Raw genomic sequence first — 20,327 nt, 5'->3', positions numbered from 1 at the left:
ACATTTTATGAGACCGAAGGAGACTGCAGAATGAATGAGAGAATTGCACTAGGCTTTCATACATGTGTAGATTATGAACTGAAATGGGATACACAGGTGGTAGAAGAGCAGATTAAAGCATTTGATATTCATGCGGATGAGCTGAAGCTGGATATCGAGGTTGATTCGGAACGCGCAATTTGGATTATGAGCCTTGCGCATTTGCAGGCGGGAATCGGATGCGAGATGGTTCCTTCCACGTCGGAGGTGTGCATTGAGTTTGCGAATCATTTTGAATATGAAGTGACGCTGGGGGGAACCCCTACCCGCGCGGGAATTATTCTGGACCGATTGGGGTATTCAAGCGTATTGCAGACCAGCTGCTACAATGATCATGTAAAACGGCTGCTGCCGTCAAAGATCCGGGCTCTGCCGGGGGTGGGGCCGGATCAGAATAAGATATATCCGCACGTTGTATTGCAGTGCCATAAGGGCGTGAGGATTCAGGCAAACGACATTGATTTTGTGACTCCCAGAGAGAACCGTATCCTGATCTCGCGGGATGAAGACAGTCTGAATATGCCTGTTCTGCCGGATGAATTCGGTAAGATGATCGGCGGGTGTGAAGTGTTCCTGCTGGGTTCTTTTTCGGAGCTTTTGGATCCGGACGTGCTGAAAGACAGGATGGAGAAGACGAAAAAACTCTTATCCTATCTGCCGGATGATGCAGTTGTAGTCATGGAGGATGGGTGTTATGTGAAGAAAGATTTCCGCAGCTATGTCCACCGGCAGCTGGCGCCTCAGATCGATGTGCTGAGTATGAATGAAGACGAACTGCAGCAGTATATTGGGAAGTCGATTGATATACTGGATCCAAAGGCAGTTGAGGAAGCCGTAAAATATGTTTATGACAATTCGGGCATCAAGCTGATTCTGGTTCATTCTGCCGCGTGGGCGCTGGTCTACGGGGAGAATGCAGGCACAATGAAAGCATCTCTGGAGGGCGGGGTCACGATGGCGTCAACACGCTTCCGGATCGGTGACAATTTTACGCCGGAAGACTATGAACAGACCAAAGATATACCGGTTAAAACAAAAAGCGCAGCATTTTGTGATTGTATGGGAGAGAGGCTGGGAGAGAAGATCTACTGTATCCCCTGTAAAGATTTGAGCTATGTGGAGAATCCCACGGTAGTCGGCCTGGGCGATTCTTTTGCAGGCGGGCTTCTGCCGGGCCTGTTGAAGGAAAACAGACGAAATTAGACATCATTTGAAGGAGAAAACACAATGTATGAAAAAACAGAAAATATATTAAAGATGGCGAAGGAAAGCAACACTGCGGTGATCTCATTCATCTGTATGGATTATACGATGGCAAGATCAGTCGTATATGCTGCAGAGGCAGCCAACACACCGGCAATGGTGATGCTGTACCCGGAGCATGTTACGGTTCAGCACACAACCGGATTTGCCAATTATGCGGCTATGGTAAAGGAACTGGCAGGCGAGGTGAAGGTGCCGATCGGGCTGCATGCGGACCACGATTTTACGTATGATGCCATTATGAATACGATAGGGGCCGGTTTTGAGTCGGTTATGATTGATGGGTCTATGAACGATCTGGAAACTAATATTGCACTGACCAAAAAAGTGGTGCTTAAGGCCCATGAGTCAGGCGTATGTGTAGAGGGCGAGATCGGACATGTGGGAGCTGCCGCTGCTTCTGATAATGCAAATGAGGATCTGTTTACAAAAGCGGATGCGGCAGAAAAATTCTGCAGGGAGACGGGAGTGAATTCCCTGGCTGTTTCTATTGGAAATGCACATGGTGAATATAAAGACACTCCGCATCTGGATATTGCGCGGCTGGAGGAGATCCATGCGGCTACAGATGTATCGCTGGTACTTCATGGAGGAAGCGGTATACCGGACGATCAGCTGCTGACGGCATTCTCAAAGGGAATCAACAAATTCAACCTGGGGACGGAATTTTTAGGCAGATATTATGATGCGGTGGCGGCATTTACCCAGGAGAATGCAGGCAATCCGGATCCGGTTAAGATTATCAATTTGCCGGAGTATGTGCAGTCCAGGTTACAGCCCTACTTAGAGGAACGTCTGAAGACCCTTTGTCATTTCTAGTGCAATGCAGCACTAGGTGAAGAAGGGGAATCGTTCGGGCCTGCCGGAACTGTAACCAGAAGAGCTTATAAAGATACTGTGCGCAATAGAATAATAGTGACAGAGGGCGTCTTATATGATACTATAATAACGATAGTTATTGGGATGTAGCTGCTATAAACAGATGCATTGCGACGTATTTAAGAGTCTAACAAGAATATAAAATATAGCCGTCCTCTGTAAAATTACCGAGTGCGGATTGAAACAAGTATATGGAGTAGAGAGCTTTGAAAAATGATAATATTTTACAGAGGGAAGTCCTTGATGTCATAAAAGAAAAGTACGGAGAAATATTTGCAGCAGAAAAAAAGGTCGCGGATTTTGTTTTGCAGAATCCACAGAAAACAGTGGATTCCAATGTTTCGGAGATTGCAAAGCAGAGCGGAGTAAGCGATGCTACAGTTGTGCGTATGTGTCATCATATCGGATATACAGGATATTATCAGTTTCGGATTACTCTGGCAAGAGACCTGGGGAAGAAACAGTACGAAGGCATGGTAATTCCTAAGAGCACCGGGGCAATAGAAAAATTGTTCCACGACTATGCAGAGAAGCTGATTGCGATTGGCAGGAGAATGGATGCCGAAACCATGTGGAACTGCGTGAACCTGTTAAAAATATGTAATGTGGCACATATTATTGCAATCGGTAATACCTGTTCTGTTTCAAAATATATGGGGTTTCGGCTGGGAAGGCTTGGAATAAGGAGTACATTTGAAGCTTCAGCGGAGTTTTTTATGAACCATATTAACCTTGCGGATCCGGGAGATATTGTGGTAGCGATCTCAAAATCCGGCACGTCAAAACCAGTAGTTCTGGGAATGGAGCTGGCCAAAGAGAAAGGGCTTAAGATCATTGCTATTACAGACTATGTGCAATCTCCGGTTTCAGAGCTTGCAGATTATGTCCTGCTGTCCAGCGGGGAAGACGAACCTTTTAACTACTACAAGGACTATGCGCAAACAAACGTAATGGCAACGATTGACGCACTTTTGAATTTTGTTACAAATGAAGAATGGATTAAGATGAAGCAGGCAGACAGGCCTGAAATGATTTTATCAGAGTATAAAATATAAGTTTGCTATATTAAATAACAGATAGCAGGGACAAGGCGCCCTGCTATTTGGATATTAAGAAAGGATGGGATTATAGTATGAAACGTTCAAGAATAAACGCGGTGATTAAGGACATGGAGGCATTAATCGCAGAACACAGATTTGAAATACCGCCGTTTGCAAAGATGACTGCAGATGAATGGCAGGACATGGGACATGAATACGATGAGATTCGTGATAACTGCCTGGGATGGGATATTACAGATTATGGCCTTGGTAATTTTGATAAGGTGGGATTCTCTCTTCTTACGATCCGAAACGGGAATCAAAAGATGCCGGATAAATATCCCAAGCCATATGCGGAAAAGCTTTTAATGCTGTATGAGGGGCAGACTGCTCCGATGCATTATCACTGGAACAAGATGGAAGACATCATAAACCGCGGCGGAAACGATATCTATATTACCGTGTACAATGGAGCAGAAGACAAATCTATGCTGGATACAGATGTTGTCGTACATACGGACGGAAAAACAGAAGTGGTTCCTGCGGGGACGAAGATCTGCTTAAAACCAGGCCAAAGTATTACGATTACTCCATATATGTATCATGATTTCATCGTTCCGGAGACCGGCGGTTCCGTATTACTGGGAGAAGTATCCATGTGTAATGATGATGAAAATGATAACTGCTTCTATGAACCGATCGGACGTTTTCCGGAAATAGAGGAGGATGAAAAGCCTTACCGCCTGCTATGCACGGAGTATCCGAAGGCGCGGTAATTGGGATGATCGGGCTATAGAAGCCATATGCTTCGCACGTAAGCGGCCGAAATACGGACATTAAGTGCTCGCAGCTATAAAAAATAAAACAGGTTCTTCTGACACAGGAACGGGGCAAATCCCGTACCCGGGAGTCGGAGGAACCTTTTTTGGTGATACAGTAAATTCCGATGGGATTTCCTATACATAAAACCATTCGGGAGAGGCATACGGTGTTCTGAAAATTTAAGTGGCCTGGTTAAAATATGCATAACTGGACATTTAGAGTAAACCAGTCATGTGCTATCATGGCATGTAGACACGCTCTAGGGCAGAAAGGAATGAGGGAATATTATGACTAAGAAAATTGCAGTCATCAATGATTTATCGGGATTTGGGCGCTGCTCCCTTACGGCCGCCATCTCTGTGTTATCGGTCATGGGAGTACAGCCATGTCCGCTTCCTACGGCGGTTCTGAGCGCACAGACAGGATATCCCAGTTACTATTGCGATGACTATACCGATAAGATGCAGTATTTCCGGCGGGAGTGGAAAAAGATGGACGCCCGGTTCGACGGAATCTATACAGGATTTGTGGCCAGTGAGCGGCAGATTGAAAATATTTTTGAATTTTTGGATACGTTTAGGAGAAAGAAGACCTTTCTTCTGGTAGACCCGGTGATGGGAGATAATGGGAAGGTTTATACCATGTTTACAGAAAAACTGTGCAGCCTCATGAAGGAGCTGGTTTTCCAGGCCGATGTGGTGACGCCCAACCTGACAGAGCTTTGTCTTCTGACAGATACAGACTTCAGAATGATCCGGGAATTAACCGATGAGAAGCATCTTCTCGTTGTAGTTGAGCAGATGGCCGCAAATCTGATGAAGAGGGGACCGAAGAACGTAGTGGTAACGGGCATACATTTCCGGGATGCCACGGACGGTGTTGCAAAAATGGGAAATCTGGCGGTAAGCGGAGGAAAGAAGAGTTTTTCCGCGTTTCCATATATCGGGGGAAGTTATTCCGGGACGGGAGATCTCTTCGCGTCCGTTGTTGCGGCGGGGATGGCGAGAGGAGACGAGATATCCGTCAGCATAGAACTTGCCGGAGCTTTTATTGAACGGGCAATCACAGATTCTGTGAGGGAAGGCATTCCGCGCAATGATGGTGTGGATTATGAACAGTACCTTGGTATGCTGCTTCCGGAGCAGTGCTCATAAATGAAAAACAGTATTTTTAATGAGTTTAGAACATATAGAGAGAATTAGTTTAATTAAGGAGAGTGAGACACATGAGGAATAATACATCAAAAATAACGGCAGCCGGACTGTTTGCAGCTATGATTACAATTATGACAGCCTACATCTGCCATATCCCTTACGGGGCAAACGGCGGATACATTCACTTTGGGGATGCGCTGATCTATCTGGGGGCGGTATTCCTCCCCCGGCCGTACGCGCTGGCTGCCGCAGCCATCGGCGGGGGAATGGCGGATCTGCTTACCGCACCGATGTGGGCGCCTGCGACAATTATTATAAAAATGCTGATCACACTGCCATTTACAAGCAGGGAAGGCCGGATTATGGCGCCCAGAAATATCGCGGCTCCATTTATTGCTGCAGTCATCTCCGCGGCGGGATATTATCTGGCGGAGGGGATTCTGTTTGGTTCCTTTGTGGCTCCGGTGGCATCGCTGGCCGGAAGTGCAGTGCAGTCCGGCGGAAGTGCGGTGATCTTCCTTGCGCTGGCAGCAGCGATGGATAAGGCGCGCGTAAAGGATAAGACGCAGAAATTGCTGCATCTGTGCTGATGGCGATACTAGTGCTCCATCCGGCAAGTAATTATACTTCTGCTGTGCCTGCTCCGTGCCATTGCGTCGTTAAAATTCCTAGACGATGGCACCCCATCGCCGTCGGAATTTTGCCTAGCACTGGCACGAACCATGCACAGCAAAAGTATAATTACTCACTGGATGGAACACTAGTTTATTAGATTTGAAAATATTAAGATTAAGAGGAAAATGAGATGGCTGATATTTTATATACGTATAAGAACCAGGTGTATGCGAATATTACAAATTTATGTGACTGCCGGTGTGAATTCTGTATTCGCAGCCACGAGGACGGAGTTGGGGATGCGGAGACCCTCTGGCATAAAAAGGATCCCTCTCTGGAAGAAATCATCGCGGCTATGGATGAGTTTGACTTTCAGGGTTATAAGGAGCTGGTATACTGCGGGTATGGAGAACCGACCTGTGCGCTGGAGAATCTGGTAAAATCCGCAAAATATGCCAAAGAAAAATATGGCGTTTCGGTACGGATTAATACAAACGGGCTGGGTAATCTGTACCATGGAAAAGATATAGTCCCCATACTGGCGGAGGTGGCGGATTCCATATCCATCAGCCTGAATGCGCCTACAAAAGAAGAGTACACCCGGGTTACACGGCCTAATTTTGAAAATGCATTTGAGGCCTTGCTGGAATTTGCCGGGGAGTGTGAGAAAATGATTCCTCAGGTAAAGATGACGGTAGTGGATGTACTGCCGGAGGAGGAGATTGAGGCAAGCAGGGAACTGGCGGAATCCATTGGGGTGGAGCTTCGGGTTAGAAGATACGCGTGAGGGAACGGAAAGGCCGGGAAAAGGGGAAATCCTTTAGGGGCAGCTAAGTAAAACAACATAGGATGTTTCGGGGAAACGGCGTAGCTTTCGGGCTATGCCGTTTCTGCGGAACGGATCTGTAGCAAATCTGCGGAATAATATATACCCAAAGGGCACCCCGCAATGCATGCCCTTCGGGCGGGTCTGCAGCATAGCTGCAGAATAAGGTATACCCAAAGGGCACCATGCAACTCATGTGCTGGCGAGAGGAGCAGCAGTGGAACTGCTGAATAATATATAAAAATGTGATAAACTACACAAAAATGCATATAATTATGTGGAGAGTGTAATTGACTCATTACTTACCGAAGTATATAATAAAAGTGTGGTAATCTACACATCTTTATAAATGATTATGTGATCGGAGGTGTCCATGGAAAGATTTATTATGAGTAAACTGCTGAAATGGAAAAATTCACCTTATAGAAAGCCCTTAATCCTAAAAGGTGTCCGTCAAGTCGGTAAGACTTGGATTCTAAAGGAATTCGGCAGTAGATATTATGAAAATACTGCATACTTTAACTTTGATGAAAATGAAGAGTACCAGCAGTTTTTTGAGACAACAAAAGATGTCAGCCGTATTCTCCAGAATCTTATGTTAGCAAGCGGTCAAAAGATTGAACCTGAAAAAACATTCATAATTTTTGATGAAGTACAGGATTGTCCTAACGTGATTAACTCCATGAAATATTTTTGTGAAAATGCGCCGGGGTATCATGTAGCATGTGCTGGTTCCCTGCTTGGCATAGCATTAGCGAGGCCATCATCCTTCCCTGTGGGAAAGGTTAATTTTTTACAGATTAATCCAATGACATTTTCCGAATTTCTGTTGGCAAACGGAGATGGGAATTTAAAGACTTTTCTGGATCGCATTGATACAATTGAACCTATTCCGGATGCATTTTACAATCCGCTGTATGAAAAGCTTAAAATGTACTATGTGACAGGAGGGATGCCGGAATCTGTACTCATGTGGACACAAGCCAGGGATGTGGATGCAATGCAGGAAGCGCTGTCGGGAATCATCGGAGCGTACGAGCGGGATTTCGGGAAACATCCTAATGTAAGTGAATTTCCAAAAATATCAATGATATGGAAATCCGTGCCTTCTCAGCTGGCCCGTGAAAATAAGAAATTTCTTTATAAAGTAGTGAAAGAAGGAGCAAGGGCAAGAGAATATGAAGATGCATTGCAGTGGCTTGTAGATGCCAGACTGGTCTATAAGGTATTCAGAAGTTCTGCGCCAGGGCTGCCGCTGGCTTCATATGATGATTTGTCAGCATTCAAAATATATCTGGTGGATGTAGGACTTCTGCGCAGGATGGCGTTGCTCGCTCCCACTGCATTTGGAGAAGGAAACAGGTTATTTACAGAGTTTAAAGGGGCATTGACAGAAAACTATGTGCTTCAGACATTGGTTGAACAGTTTGAGGCCGCGCCGCGTTACTGGTCTGTAAATAACCCGCCTTATGAAGTGGATTTTTTAATTCAGAGGGAGAACGATGTAATTCCGGTAGAAGTAAAAGCTGAAACCAATACATCCGGTAAAAGCCTTAAGAAATTTAAGGAAAAGTATAAGGATCAAGTAAAAATCAGAGTCAGATTTTCGCTGGGCAACCTGCGATTAGATGGGGATTTATTAAATATTCCCTTGTTTATGGCCGACTACACGGACAAACTGATTGGTATAGCTTTAAAAGAAATTTCAGAAGACTAAAGTTAGCGGTTTAACTTAACTACGGGTCTAAATACGGCGCAATAAGGTATATAACTGAAAAGCTGTATTGTGCCGGAACATAAGGAAGGGGCTGTCCGGAAATGAAATCTATATACAAGATATTGCTGCAGATCATGTGATCAAACGGCAATATCTTGTATATATAATCCGTTTTCCGGCAGCCCCTTCTGGCTTTTCTAAAGAATTCTTATTTTGCTAATACTTCAACCCCGTCCTCGGTGATCATGACCATATATTCGATCTGCGCGGATAGCCCGTCATCAATAGTATAAACGGTCCAGTCATTCTCTTCATCGATAAAGAAATCAGGACTGCCCTCATTAATCATCGGCTCAATGGTGAACATCATACCAGGCACAAGAAGCATCTCGCTCCCCTTAGGCGTTACATAGCTGACAAACGGGTCTTCATGGAACTGAAGCCCAATGCCGTGTCCGCCGATCTCTTCCACAACGGAATACCCGTTGGCCTGGGCGTGTGTGTTGATTGCATCTGCAATGTCGCCCAGATGTCCCCAGGGCTTAGCAGCAGCCAGGCCCAGTTCTACGCATTCTTCAGTTACCTTTATAATGCGTTCGGCGCGCTCGGAGATTTTCCCCATTTTAAACATACGGGAGGCATCTGAAAAATAGCCGTTCAGAATGGTTGATACATCCACATTGATGATATCGCCCTCCTGGAGAATGATATTCTCATCCGGAATTCCGTGGCATATCTCATTATTTAATGAAGTGCATACACTTTTCGGGAATCCCTGATAATGCAGGGGAGCGGGGATGCCGCCATTCTTTGTTGTTACATCATAAACGATCTTGTCAATCTCCTCGGTACTCATTCCAATGTGGATCTGCGCTGCGACCGCATCCAGCACCGCGGTATTCAAAGCGGCGCTTTCTTTGATCTTTTCAATCTGGAATGGGGTTTTTAACAGCTTGCGGTTCGGGACGATCTCGCCTCTGTCCGCATGAAGCTTTAATTTTTCTTCAATTGCCATGTGGCATTTTTTATATTTCTTTCCACTGCCGCACCAGCAAAGGCCATTTCTTTCCATTTAATACATCTCCTTTTTTAATCATATAATGGAACTGTACCTGCAATCTATCTTTCGAACTGATGGATAAAGAATCCGCTTCTGAGTTTGGGCTCAAACCAGGTGGACTTGGGCGGCATAAGCAGCCCGGCGTCTGCCACTGCAAGCAGCTCCTCCATAGAAGTCGGATACATGGCAAATGCAGCGCCGTCACCCGCCCTGTCTACTGCCTCTGCAAGTACATCAAGCCCCCGTATACCGCCTACAAAGCGGATCCGGCTGTCTGTTTTGGGATCGCGGATATTCAGCAGCGGACCAAGGACTACATTTTGCAGGACGGATACATCCAGCCTGTTCACGGGATCTTCCGAAAAAAGATGCGGATTTGCCGTCAGCCGGTACCAGCGTCCGTTTCCATAAAGTCCGATCTCGCCCTTACAGGAAGGGCGACAGACCTCGTGCCCCATATCGGTAATGTCAAAACCGCTTCTGAGCAGATCCAGAAAATCGTCAAATGCATAACCGTTCAGATCCGCCACCACCCGGTTATAATCGTAGATGTGCAGCTCTTCTGCCGGAAACAGGACGGAAAGGAAGTAATTGAATTCCTCCTCACCGCTGAAGCCGGGATGTTCCTTGCGGCGCTTCAGTCCGGCCTTTACGGCGGATGCAGCACGGTGATGGCCGTCTGCTATATAGATATTATCAATTCCCTCGAAAATATGAGCGATTTGGGTGATATATTCCGGACTGCTGATCTTCCAGACCTGATGCCTGACGGAATCTTCGCTTGTAAAATCATAGAGAGGAGCAGTCAGTTTTACTGCTGCTATCATAGTATCCAGCTCAGGGCGGGCATGGTAGGCTAGGAAGATCGGCCCGGTCTGTGCGCTTAATGTGTCCACATGACGCGTCCTGTCCAGCTCCTTGTCTTCCCTGGTATTTTCGTGCTTCTTGATTCTGTTCTCCATATAATCATCGATCGAAGCGCAGCCCACAAGCCCGGTCTGGGTCCGCCCATTCATCGTGAGGGCGTAGATATAGTAACAGGGATCTTCATCTCTGACGAAAGAACCGTCCTGAATCATCTCCTCCAGAGTGTCTCTTGCCCTGTCATATACAGGCTGTGAATACATATCCGTATCCGGTGCAAACTGCGTCTCGGCTCTGTCAATTTTTAAAAAAGAAAGCGGGTTCTTGTCCACTACTTCCCGGGCTTCTTCCCGGTCATATACATCGTAAGGCAGTGCGGCAATAGATGAAGCCAGTTCTTTTGCGGGCCGCACGCCCTGAAAGGGTCGGATGACTGCCATAATTGTTCTCCTTAATATTTAATCTAAATTTGGTGAAAAGGGTCTGGCAAAGAGTGCCAAAACCCTTTTTATTCTAGCACAAACATAATAAATTTACTATAGGAATTTAAATGTGGCTGTAGTACGAAGGAATCTAAATCGGGATTTAGTCGGCAAGCTTTAGACTTGTCGACGGACGGGGACGCTTCATGACAGGGAGGCTGGAAAGGTGCTGGGGCTGTATATGCCGTTGTGATATGTACCCATGCTGCTAAGTAATTCTTGAACACCCGATGCCGGATAGGCGGGTACGCTGAACATATTACGGGAAATCTGATGATTTTTATGAGCCGTTTCATCTTATCGTAGAGCTGTTCAGAGCCGCCGCAAGAGGCAGACACTTCATAAAATGTTGCGCCGATTTTGTAAATGACTGTTTCATTTGCCGGATTGTCCTGTTTCTGCTTATAATCTGCTGTTTCCTGTTCTTGTTTCCATTCTATTCCTTTTCCGTCCTTCCTTTACTTTGTAATGTGATAAGTTTCTTAGCAAGCATAGGAAAAGGGTACCCTTTTCCGAAAATGCCCTGCATTTTCTTACTCCTACTACGGAAAGCATGGAGAAAATGCCAAACTCATAGAAAAAATCAAAAATCTGTTTTGAAATATTGACAAAGTTTTTGATTTGCAGTATCATATAACAGCGATATATAACAGTGTTACAAACAAGGAAGTGAGACAATGAGCGAAGCAGAACAAACAGCAACACTACACCTAATTCTATCAGCAGCCATGCAGGAATTTCTTGAAAAAGGGTATAAGTCTGCTTCTTTGCGAAACATTGTCAAAGCAGCAGGCGTGACAACGGGTGCGTTCTATGGCTACTACGACAGCAAAGAGGACTTGTTTGAAGCACTGGTAGGCGAACACTACAACTTTTTACTGGAACGATTCTGCAAGGCTCAAAAAGAATTTGCTGAAATCCCGCCAGAGGAACAACCCGACAATCTTACTTCTACTTCCGGCGAGTGTATGTATGAAATGCTCTTGTATGCCTATGAACACTTGAATGAATTTAAGCTCATACTTTGCTGTGCGGAGGGAACACGTTTTTCAAAATTGATTGATGAAATGGTAGAAATTGAAACAAAAGGAACGCATGATTATTTAGCGGTTCTTGAAAAAATAGGCAGAGCTGCACCGCCTATTGATGAACGATTAGAGCATATCTTGATTACAGGAATGTTTAATACTTTTTTTGAGCTGATTATACATGAAATGCCGCTTGAAGAAGCAAAGCATTACTTGAAAGAAATGAGAGCTTTCTATACTGCTGGGTGGATGAAGATTATGGGGCAATAAAAAACGAATAAATTCGTTAGGGCAATCTGCCCTATAATTTTTATAAGTGGGTTAGTTACAACTAACTTCATAAGATCCCTACTAACCAAAATGAGGATATTCGAGGGCAAACATTCTGTTCTCATATCATAAAAATTTTTCAAGGAGGTTTTTTTCAATGAAAAAACAGTCAAATCTATCAAGATTGATGGGCTATGCCGGAGCGCATAAGATTTTAACCTATCTTTCTTGGGTATTGTCCATAATGAGTGCGCTGTTGGCTCTTGTACCTTTTTGGTATATATGGCGTATCATTCACGACATACTGGAAGTTTCCCCTGACTACTCAAAAGCAGGGAATGTTACAAGCTACGGTTGGTCTGCGGTATTGTTTGCGGTTATCTCTATTGCTGTCTATATAGCCGCTTTGATGTGTTCGCACATAAGCGCGTTCCGGGTTGCCGCAAATATCCGAAAAGAACTTATGCGCCATATTACAGCCCTGCCACTTGGAGTAACGGAAAAGTATGGAAGTGGAAAACTGCGGAGAATCGTAAATAGTTCCAGTGCTGCTACGGAAACGTATCTTGCACATAGACTCCCCGACAAAGCGGGGGCGATCGCCACCCCCATAGGTCTGCTTTTCCTGTTGCTTACCTTTGACTGGCGGTTAGGACTTTTAAGCCTTGTTCCTGTTATACTTGGTTTCTTGATTATGATGAAGATGACAGGAGCAGGAATGGAACAAAAAATGAAAGAATATCAAAACGCACTTGCTGATATGTCAAATGAAGCCGTTGAATATGTACGAGGCGTACCCGTAGTAAAGACTTTCGGACAGACAATTTTTTCTTTCAAACGCTTCAAAAACGCGATAGATAATTATGAAACATGGGTAATCGCATACACAAAAGCGTTGCGTCTGCCTATGATGTTCTATACAACGGCAATCAACGGCGTATTCGCATTTTTGATTGCCGGAGGTATTCTCTTTACAAGGGGCGGTGTAACAAATGAACTGTTGCTAAACCTTATCTTCTATATTGTGATTACGCCTGTTATCGGTACGACACTCACAAAGATTATGTTTATGAGTGAGGACGCAATGATTGTAGGGGACGCAATTAACAGGATTGATGAAGTGCTGAACGAAAACCCATTGTCTGAAAGCAAAGTGAATAATATCCCTAAAGATAATGGGATTACATTAGAATACGTTAGTTATAGCTATGACGGAGAGAAAAACGCGCTCAATGATGTATCACTTTCAATAAAGCCGGGACAGACAGTGGCATTAGTAGGAGCGTCCGGCGGCGGCAAGACGACACTTGCAAATCTTGTCACAAGATTTTTTGACCCGCAAAAAGGACGCATACTGATAGGGAATATCGACATACGCGACATTCCGAAAGAAACATTGATGAATAAGGTATCTTTTGTATTTCAGAACAGCCGCCTTATCAAAGCGTCCATATTGGAAAATGTGCGTATGGCAAAGCCTAACGCTACACGAGAAGAAATCGCCCATGCTCTGGAAGCTGCACAGTGCTTGGATATTATCGAAAAATTACCGAATGGCATTGATACGGTTGTCGGCACAAAAGGCGTGTACCTATCCGGTGGCGAACAGCAAAGAATAGCGATTGCCCGCGCAATTTTGAAAAATGCGCCTATCCTGATTCTTGATGAAGCGACCGCATTTGCCGACCCCGACAATGAGGTGCGCGTACAACAGGCGCTATCCACGCTCTCAAAGGGAAAGACAGTAATTATGATTGCGCACAGGCTATCGTCAATCACAGACGCGGATTGCATTTATGTATTGCAAGACGGCGAGGTTGTAGAAAGTGGCACACATAGCGAACTGATAGAGAAAAACGGCATATTCACAAAAATGTGGAAGAATTATTCCGAAGCGGCAGAATGGAAAATTTTGAATGAAAACAAAGGATTGGAGGTAAATGCATGATTAAGACATTACAAAGACGCTTTGCGTTATCAAGACAGGGGGCTGTCGATTTGATAAAAGGCTGTATTGCTTGTGTGGCACAGGATATATCCTTTATGCTCCCTGTTGGACTACTCTATAACTTTGTTATTGATACCATGAACGGGAATGTAAATGGAAACCGTATTGCTTTCTATATAGTTGGTGCTTTGGTTTGCCTTTCCCTTATCTTTGTTGTGACTTGGTTTCAATATAACGCCACTTATTTAGCTACTTATGTGGAAAGCGGTGTAAGGCGTATCTCCTTAGCAGAACAGCTTCGTAAAATCCCGTTATCCTTTTTTGGAAAAAAAGATCTTGCCGATTTGACAAATTCAATTATGGGCGACTGCGCCACACTGGAAACAGCGTTTTCCCATTATGTACCTGCATTGGCAGGCTCCCTTATTTCAACAACGCTGATTGCAATCTGCCTTTTTGCTTATGACTGGCGTATGGCTCTTGCGGCGGTTTGGGTTTTACCGATTGCATTTACAATCACATTCTTTTCAGCACGCATACAGGAATACTTTAACCGTAAATCCGTAGAGGCAAATGTTGCGCTTGAAAGCGGCGTACAGGAGTGTATCGAAAACTTACAGGACTTGAAATCAAACAATGCGGAAGAAAGTTATCTAAAAGGGCTTGACAAAAAAATTGACTATGTAGAAAAACGGCACATTATCACAGAACTTGGGACAGCACTTTTTGTTGTTTCCTCAACACTGATATTAAAGTTTGGGATTGCTACGGTTGCTCTTGTAGGTTCTGCGTTGCTTATTCTTGGGGAGATTGATATTCCGCTGTTCTTTATGTTTTTACTTGTAGCTTCGAGACTGTATGCCCCGCTTGAGGGTGCATTACAGAATCTTGCTGCGATAATTTCTACCAAAACGAACATAAACCGTATGAATGAAATTCTTGACCACCCGATTCAGACAGGAAGCAATGCAATGACAAATAAAGGCTATGACATTGTATTCGACCATGTAGGATTTGCCTATAATACGGGGGAAACTGTATTGCAAGATGTTTCCTTTACGGCTAAACAAGGAGAAGTTACCGCCTTAGTCGGACCGTCCGGCGGCGGCAAAACTACGGTGTCACGCCTTGCCGCGCGGTTTTGGGACATAAACAAAGGAAAAATCACTGTTGGCGGTATGGATATATCAAAAATAGAGCCGGAAACATTGTTGTCGCTGTACTCTATCGTATTTCAAGATGTGACGCTGTTTAACAACACAATTATGGAGAATATCAGAATAGGCAGAAAGGATGCGACCGACGAAGAAGTGATTGCAGCGGCAAGACTGGCAAATTGTGAAGAATTTACGTCAAAGCTACCTGATGGTTATAACAGCATGATTGGGGAAAATGGTTGTGAACTTTCCGGCGGCGAAAGGCAGCGTATTTCAATCGCTCGCGCTTTCCTTAAAAATTCTCCGATCATCTTACTTGATGAAGCAACAGCAAGCCTTGATGTGGAAAACGAAACATTGATACAGGCTGCTTTATCAAGGCTGATAAAGGATAAGACCGTACTTGTTATCGCCCACCGTATGCGTACCGTAAGCGGCGCGGATAAAGTAGTTGTGCTTTCAGACGGTTCTGTTGCTGAACAGGGAGCGCCGGAAAAACTGCTGAATACAGGCAAGATTTACCCGCATATGGTAAAGCTGCAAATGATTAGTCAAGATTGGGGCATTTAGTATGAATATCGAATGGATAATATGTCCTATAGGTCAAAGAAAAACAAGATGGAAGATACGTGGCGATACCGAACTGAAGAACTTTCCTCTGTACTGCCCGAAATACAGGCAGGAAACCCTTATTAACGTCCAACAACTGTTTCCTGTAACGGGCTTTTACGACCATAGAGATGAATACACAAATCATTATAATTGCTTAAATAATTCATATTACCAAAATGCCTATGCGGCTTTATGCTACGTGGGCATTTTTTGTGGTATAGGAAATTCCTCTGGAATTTCCTATACCATAAAAACCCTCAGGGGGATACACACGCCGCAATAAGGTATATAGCCGCAAGGCGGCATCGCGGCGGCGCCAAAGCGTGCAAGCCCCTCATGAGTGAGGGGGGAGTTGAGGTGGGCTTGCCCACTTTGTTCTAATAACCCCCTACTGGGAAGAAAGGGGGTGAAAAAAATGAGCTATTCCAAAGAATATAAAGAGCATATAGAATATACTTTTGCTGCCTTTTGTAAAGTCGAAAGCAAATACCCTTTGAAATCATTGAAAATATATATCAGGTTGTGGCAGAAGAAAAAATCAAACACGGAACAGAGAGTCTGATCAGGATCGCCCAGCTATGAACATGGGGATGTTTTCGTGAGAGAGAAACTTGTCCCGTATAAAATACAAAACATTCTTGAGAAATTACCAGAAACAATACCTGTGCTGTCTTATCCTAGTTTATATAGACGCTGCAGAAGCAGCGGCTTTTGAAGAGAATAACTCGGGCCGCAAGAGACTGACCGGGGTCTGCGTGGGCGCATGAGAAGGAAGGCGGTTATTGATAATGTTGGACTTGGAATTGATTGAGTATGCGGAAAAACGAATTCACAGCAAGGAGGTCTTAAGTAAGGAGCAGATTGTTCAGCTGCTTAGTATTGAGCCTGGAAGCCGGGCATGGGAGGCTCTGGGGCTGGCAGGGCGCAGGGCGGCTAAGGAGCTTACAGGGGAACGGGCCTATCTTTGGGGGGCAATTGGTGTGGATTTTGTTCCCTGTTCTATGAACTGTGACTTTTGTTCGTTGGGAGAAAAATGGGGGATTGTTGGTGAACGGCGGGAATATAATGCAGAGGAGACGGTTCGTCAGGTGCGTGAGTATGCAGAGAACGGTGTGAGGTGGATCGTTCTGCGCACTACGGAGTTTTATTCCCAGGCTCAGCTGGGGGAGATGATCCGGTATATACGGGAACAGGTACCGGGAGCTTACGAGATCGGACTTAACATCGGAGAGTTTGGAGTTGAGACGGCCTACTGGCTTGCAGAATGCGGAGTAGATTTTATTTATCATTCCCTGCGTCTGGGTGAAGGGCGTGACACTCGTTTTGAGCCGCAGACACGTATTGATACGCTGAGGGCGGTACAGGCTTCCCCTTTGAAGCTGGTATTTCTTGTAGAGCCCATTGGAGTGGAGCACACGAATGAAGAGATTGCGGATCTCTGCCTGCTGGCAGCGGACTGTGGGGCGATTGTATCGGGCGCTATGGCCCGGATCCCCGTGCAGGGTACGCCTCTGGGCGTACATCTCCAGGTCAGTGACGAACGTATGGCTCAGATCATTGCCGTGACGCGGCTGGCCTGCGGCGCCTGTGTGCCCGATATCTGCATCCATCCCGGAACTCAGCTGGCTATGGAGTTTGGGGCAAATGTGACCGTGGTGGAGACGGGGGCCATTCCCAGGGATACCTGCTGCTGTTCCGGGGGCAAATGGAATCAGTTTGATACGGTACGGGCCAGGGAATTATTTGAAGCGGCGGGATATACTGTCCATCAGACTGCATAAATGGAATACGATTTTGGAGAGGGAGGAATAAAAAGATGAAAATCGGGAAAAAAGTGATTTCACTGCTCATGACAGGCGTGCTTCTGGGCGGGCTGTGCGCTGGGTGCAGCCCGGTAAAAGAGGGGACAAAAGAACAAAAGAAAGACCCGGCGGCAGCGCAGGGGGCAGAACCGGCTGCCGAAAACATGAAAGCTACGGTGGGTACCTGGAAGACGGCACAGACGCTGACACCATATTTTTATGAGGAGGCACTGGGGGACGGCGCGGTGATTGAGGTGAAGCCGTTTACCAATCCGGGCGATCAGAAGACCGCGCTTCTGGCCGGCAGCCTGGATATGACCGGTACGACTATCCCTACCGCGATTACTGCAGCGTCAAAGGGGGAACCTGTCAAGGTTGTGGTCAGCCTGTGCAATAAATGCTCTGCCCTGGTGGTGGGAGCAGAATCCAAAATAGAGAGTGAAGCGGACCTGAAAGGGAAGACCATTGCCTATGTCCCGGGTACGATGCACCATGTTCTTTTGCTGGATGTGCTGAAGCGGGCAGGGCTGGATCCGGATAAAGACGTTACCTTGGTGCGGATCGACTTTTTCGATATGGGACAGGCATTGTCTGACGGTACGATCGATGCCTTTCTAAGCGGTGAGCCATACCCCTCACAGGCGGTAAAGGACGGCTACGGCAGGATTCTCAGCTATCCATACTTTGACGACAGTATCGGAACCATTAATGCGGGGATGATCGTGACAGAAGATACCATTGAAAAGAACCCTGGGCTGGTTCAGAGTCTGGTGAATGCACATATTAAAGCCACCCAGCTGATGAACAGCGATACGGATGCGTGGCTGGAAAAAGCGGCGTCTTTTGGCACGGACAAGGCTCTTCTGGAGGCATCGGCTAAGAACATAGAGTTGTGTTGGGATATTGATGAACAGTACATTCAGAATACAAAAAACCTGGCTCAGCAAATGCTGGAGCTGGGCATGATCGATACTGTTCCGGATATCGACGCCATGTTTGACCTGAGCTTCCTGGAACAGGCAAAAGAGGGGCTCCAGTGAAACGGGCGTCCCGCAAGGCCGGAGGTTTTGATCCCGCAGGGCTGATTCTTCCGGCTCTGATTCTGATCGTCTGGTTCGCCGCGACGACCTGGGGCGGGATGCCGGCGTATAAGCTGCCCTCGCCTCAGAAATTGCTCTGCGTGCTGGTTGATTTTGCTACGGGGCAGCTTGGGATTACCCCCTATTCCGGAACGCTCTGGGGACATCTGCTCCACAGCCTGAAACGAGTGGCCAGCGGGTTTGGCCTGGCCGCTGTCTTTGGCCTGATTCTGGGTTTTCTAAGCGGAGGAATTCCGTTGGTGCGGCGGCTGGTGGATCCGCTGATCCATCTCGCACGGACGATTCCCGGTATAGGCTGGCTGCCGGTTGCGATCGTCTGGTTTGGCATCGGAGAAGGCAATACACTGTTTCTGATCGCACTGGCCTCTTTCTTCCCAATCTATATGAATACCGCACACGGCACCTCCCAGGTGCCGGAGGTAACCTTGCGCGCCGGGCAGATGCTGGGCGCTAAAGGATTTAGCCTTTTTCGGACGGTCATTCTGCCCGCTGCTTTTCCCGATGTGGCAGTCGGTCTGCGGCTGGGACTGGGAGTTGCCTGGGCCTATCTCGTGCTGGGAGAAGTGACCGGGGTGACCGAAGGTCTGGGGGCGGTTATGACGGATGGCCGGATGCTGGGGCATGTGGACATTGTCCTGGCAACGATGATTGTCATTGCCTGTGCGGGAAAGCTGACGGATCTGCTGCTGCTGGCAGTATGCCGTGCTGTCAGCCCCCAGATGCGTAAAGGAGGAAATAAGTCATGAATGAACAGGGCCTGTTAATCGATCAGATCTGCCAGAACTTTCAAAATGAAAACGGCACGCTTACAGAGGCACTGGATCATATCTCCCTGCACATACGTCCAGGAGAGATCGTTTCCTTGCTGGGACCCAGCGGCAGTGGAAAGAGTTCTCTGCTGAACATCATTGCCGGTTTTGATGAGCCGGTATCCGGAGAAGTGCGGCTGGACGGGGAAAAGGTCACTGCACCCTCAGCTCAGCGGTGCGTCGTATTCCAGACTCCGGCGCTTTTTGAGTGGCTGACCGCCCGGGAAAATGTGGCGTTCGGCTTGAAACGCCGCGGGGCTGCCCCGGGCAGGCAAAAGAAAGAGGCTGATGAGATGCTGCGTCTGGTGGGCCTGCAAGGCTCTGAAGACAAGTATCCCCATGAACTGTCAGGCGGTATGCAGCAGCGCGTGGCGCTGGCAAGGGCATTTGTGCTCCATCCGCGGCTCCTGCTGATGGACGAACCATTTGCAGCCCTGGACGCCCAGCTGCGCTGCCAGATGCAGGACCTGTTACTTCACCTCTGGGAGAGCCGGAAACAGACGATTCTCTTTGTAACCCATGACGTAGAAGAGGCCATCCGTATCTCCCACCGTATCGTCGTCCTGGAACGCAGTCCAGGCAGGATCAGGGAAGAATTCACGGTTCCTTTCCCCATGTCCTTCCGGGCAGGGCTGCTGGGAGACTCTGCGTTTCAGGCACTGCGGAAACAGATTCAGGAGTTCATGTTTACACTATGATCCACAGAAAAAGATTACTTTTATTATTATGAATCGCTTCACGGATGGGGGGACGCTCCATAAATGGATAGCCGAAAACCTCCCGGAGAACATCCATGTCCTTTCAAAAACGCGGCCGCGGACCTAAGAAATTCTAGGCGGG

Annotated in this window: 17 protein-coding genes and 1 pseudogene; 16 read left to right on the top strand and 2 right to left on the bottom strand. The window is 46.6% G+C overall.

Going from position 1 to position 20,327, the window contains the following annotated elements; genetic code table 11:
• The first annotated feature begins 30 nt into the window (after positions 1–30).
• From ARB69_RS07035 to ARB69_RS07000, 8 genes are all read left to right on the top strand, one after another.
• A complete protein-coding gene (locus ARB69_RS07035) occupies positions 31–1,242 on the top strand; it encodes an ADP-dependent glucokinase/phosphofructokinase (RefSeq protein WP_055152368.1) in 1,212 nt (403 codons plus the stop codon).
• A 24-nt stretch (positions 1,243–1,266) separates the two neighbouring features.
• Positions 1,267–2,121 (top strand): class II fructose-bisphosphate aldolase, encoded by an 855-nt coding sequence (locus tag ARB69_RS07030; RefSeq protein ID WP_050639038.1) that lies wholly within the window; start codon positions 1,267–1,269, stop codon positions 2,119–2,121.
• 266 nt (positions 2,122–2,387) lie between these two features.
• A complete protein-coding gene (locus ARB69_RS07025; protein WP_055152258.1) occupies positions 2,388–3,236 on the top strand; it encodes a MurR/RpiR family transcriptional regulator in 849 nt (282 codons plus the stop codon).
• Between the two features lie 77 nt (positions 3,237–3,313).
• Positions 3,314–3,997: a D-lyxose/D-mannose family sugar isomerase gene (locus tag ARB69_RS07020; RefSeq protein WP_055152256.1), complete on the top strand. Its 684-nt coding sequence runs from the start codon at positions 3,314–3,316 to the stop codon at positions 3,995–3,997.
• A gap of 333 nt (positions 3,998–4,330) precedes the next feature.
• Positions 4,331–5,197, top strand: a complete 867-nt coding sequence (locus ARB69_RS07015; protein ID WP_055152254.1) for a pyridoxamine kinase — start codon at positions 4,331–4,333, stop codon at positions 5,195–5,197.
• 71 nt (positions 5,198–5,268) lie between these two features.
• Complete coding sequence (locus tag ARB69_RS07010; protein ID WP_055152252.1) at positions 5,269–5,787, top strand: TIGR04002 family protein; 519 nt, start codon at positions 5,269–5,271, stop codon at positions 5,785–5,787.
• 215 nt (positions 5,788–6,002) lie between these two features.
• Entirely contained in the window at positions 6,003–6,599 is a 597-nt protein-coding gene (locus tag ARB69_RS07005; protein ID WP_055152250.1) for a TIGR04100 family radical SAM protein, read from the top strand.
• Positions 6,600–7,011: 412 nt separating this feature from the next.
• The gene (locus tag ARB69_RS07000) at positions 7,012–8,355 is read left to right on the top strand and encodes an ATP-binding protein (protein WP_055152248.1); all 1,344 of its coding nucleotides are present in this window, start codon (positions 7,012–7,014) and stop codon (positions 8,353–8,355) included.
• Between the two features lie 208 nt (positions 8,356–8,563).
• Here ARB69_RS07000 and ARB69_RS06995 read toward each other — a convergent pair whose 3' ends face one another.
• Both ARB69_RS06995 and ARB69_RS06990 read right to left on the bottom strand, forming a co-directional pair.
• Positions 8,564–9,427: a methionyl aminopeptidase gene (locus tag ARB69_RS06995; protein WP_050639021.1), complete on the bottom strand. Its 864-nt coding sequence runs from the start codon at positions 9,425–9,427 to the stop codon at positions 8,564–8,566.
• Positions 9,428–9,474: 47 nt separating this feature from the next.
• Entirely contained in the window at positions 9,475–10,719 is a 1,245-nt protein-coding gene (locus ARB69_RS06990; RefSeq protein ID WP_050639020.1) for a DUF1015 domain-containing protein, read from the bottom strand.
• Positions 10,720–11,438: 719 nt separating this feature from the next.
• Here ARB69_RS06990 and ARB69_RS06985 point away from each other — a divergent pair.
• The 8 genes and pseudogenes from ARB69_RS06985 (at position 11,439) to ARB69_RS06955 (ending at position 20,185) form a co-directional block, all read left to right on the top strand.
• Positions 11,439–12,059, top strand: coding sequence for a TetR/AcrR family transcriptional regulator (locus ARB69_RS06985; protein WP_050639019.1), 621 nt, complete (start codon positions 11,439–11,441; stop codon positions 12,057–12,059).
• Between the two features lie 157 nt (positions 12,060–12,216).
• The gene (locus ARB69_RS06980) at positions 12,217–14,007 is read left to right on the top strand and encodes an ABC transporter ATP-binding protein (RefSeq protein ID WP_055152246.1); all 1,791 of its coding nucleotides are present in this window, start codon (positions 12,217–12,219) and stop codon (positions 14,005–14,007) included.
• Positions 14,004–15,734 carry an ABC transporter ATP-binding protein gene (locus tag ARB69_RS06975; RefSeq protein WP_055152244.1) on the top strand — a complete coding sequence of 577 codons (1,731 nt, stop codon included), beginning with the start codon at positions 14,004–14,006 and terminating at the stop codon, positions 15,732–15,734. Before ARB69_RS06980 ends, ARB69_RS06975 begins: the two co-directional genes overlap by 4 nt.
• Position 15,735: 1 nt before the next feature.
• Positions 15,736–15,873 (top strand): annotated as a pseudogene (locus tag ARB69_RS27645) (cysteine-rich KTR domain-containing protein); the annotation flags it as partial.
• Positions 15,874–16,564: 691 nt separating this feature from the next.
• Positions 16,565–17,557, top strand: a complete 993-nt coding sequence (locus ARB69_RS06970) for a radical SAM protein (RefSeq protein ID WP_050639015.1) — start codon at positions 16,565–16,567, stop codon at positions 17,555–17,557.
• A gap of 35 nt (positions 17,558–17,592) precedes the next feature.
• Positions 17,593–18,618 (top strand): ABC transporter substrate-binding protein, encoded by a 1,026-nt coding sequence (locus ARB69_RS06965; protein WP_173020142.1) that lies wholly within the window; start codon positions 17,593–17,595, stop codon positions 18,616–18,618.
• On the top strand, positions 18,615–19,424 hold the full coding sequence (locus ARB69_RS06960; RefSeq protein ID WP_050639014.1) for an ABC transporter permease: 810 nt from the start codon (positions 18,615–18,617) through the stop codon (positions 19,422–19,424). Before ARB69_RS06965 ends, ARB69_RS06960 begins: the two co-directional genes overlap by 4 nt.
• Entirely contained in the window at positions 19,421–20,185 is a 765-nt protein-coding gene (locus tag ARB69_RS06955; RefSeq protein ID WP_055152242.1) for an ABC transporter ATP-binding protein, read from the top strand. Before ARB69_RS06960 ends, ARB69_RS06955 begins: the two co-directional genes overlap by 4 nt.
• Positions 20,186–20,327 lie beyond the last annotated feature (142 nt).

The sequence above is a fragment of the Faecalicatena contorta genome (assembly GCF_001404335.1).
Taxonomy (GTDB): Bacteria; Bacillota; Clostridia; order Lachnospirales; family Lachnospiraceae; genus Faecalicatena; species Faecalicatena contortus_B.
This window is presented reverse-complemented; position numbering and strand designations above follow the sequence as displayed.

Bases quoted from the DNA above. Each gene is read 5' to 3' on its own strand.
- ARB69_RS07035 (WP_055152368.1), top strand. From the start codon at position 31: ATGAATGAGAGAATTGCACTAGGCTTTCATACATGTGTAGATTATGAA.
- ARB69_RS07030 (WP_050639038.1), top strand. From the start codon at position 1,267: ATGTATGAAAAAACAGAAAATATATTAAAGATGGCGAAGGAAAGCAAC.
- ARB69_RS07020 (WP_055152256.1), top strand. From the start codon at position 3,314: ATGAAACGTTCAAGAATAAACGCGGTGATTAAGGACATGGAGGCATTA.
- ARB69_RS07015 (WP_055152254.1), top strand. From the start codon at position 4,331: ATGACTAAGAAAATTGCAGTCATCAATGATTTATCGGGATTTGGGCGC.
- ARB69_RS07010 (WP_055152252.1), top strand. From the start codon at position 5,269: ATGAGGAATAATACATCAAAAATAACGGCAGCCGGACTGTTTGCAGCT.
- ARB69_RS07005 (WP_055152250.1), top strand. From the start codon at position 6,003: ATGGCTGATATTTTATATACGTATAAGAACCAGGTGTATGCGAATATT.
- ARB69_RS07000 (WP_055152248.1), top strand. From the start codon at position 7,012: ATGGAAAGATTTATTATGAGTAAACTGCTGAAATGGAAAAATTCACCT.
- ARB69_RS06995 (WP_050639021.1), bottom strand. From the start codon at position 9,427: ATGGAAAGAAATGGCCTTTGCTGGTGCGGCAGTGGAAAGAAATATAAA.
- ARB69_RS06990 (WP_050639020.1), bottom strand. From the start codon at position 10,719: ATGGCAGTCATCCGACCCTTTCAGGGCGTGCGGCCCGCAAAAGAACTG.
- ARB69_RS06985 (WP_050639019.1), top strand. From the start codon at position 11,439: ATGAGCGAAGCAGAACAAACAGCAACACTACACCTAATTCTATCAGCA.
- ARB69_RS06980 (WP_055152246.1), top strand. From the start codon at position 12,217: ATGAAAAAACAGTCAAATCTATCAAGATTGATGGGCTATGCCGGAGCG.
- ARB69_RS06975 (WP_055152244.1), top strand. From the start codon at position 14,004: ATGATTAAGACATTACAAAGACGCTTTGCGTTATCAAGACAGGGGGCT.
- ARB69_RS06970 (WP_050639015.1), top strand. From the start codon at position 16,565: ATGTTGGACTTGGAATTGATTGAGTATGCGGAAAAACGAATTCACAGC.
- ARB69_RS06965 (WP_173020142.1), top strand. From the start codon at position 17,593: ATGAAAATCGGGAAAAAAGTGATTTCACTGCTCATGACAGGCGTGCTT.
- ARB69_RS06955 (WP_055152242.1), top strand. From the start codon at position 19,421: ATGAATGAACAGGGCCTGTTAATCGATCAGATCTGCCAGAACTTTCAA.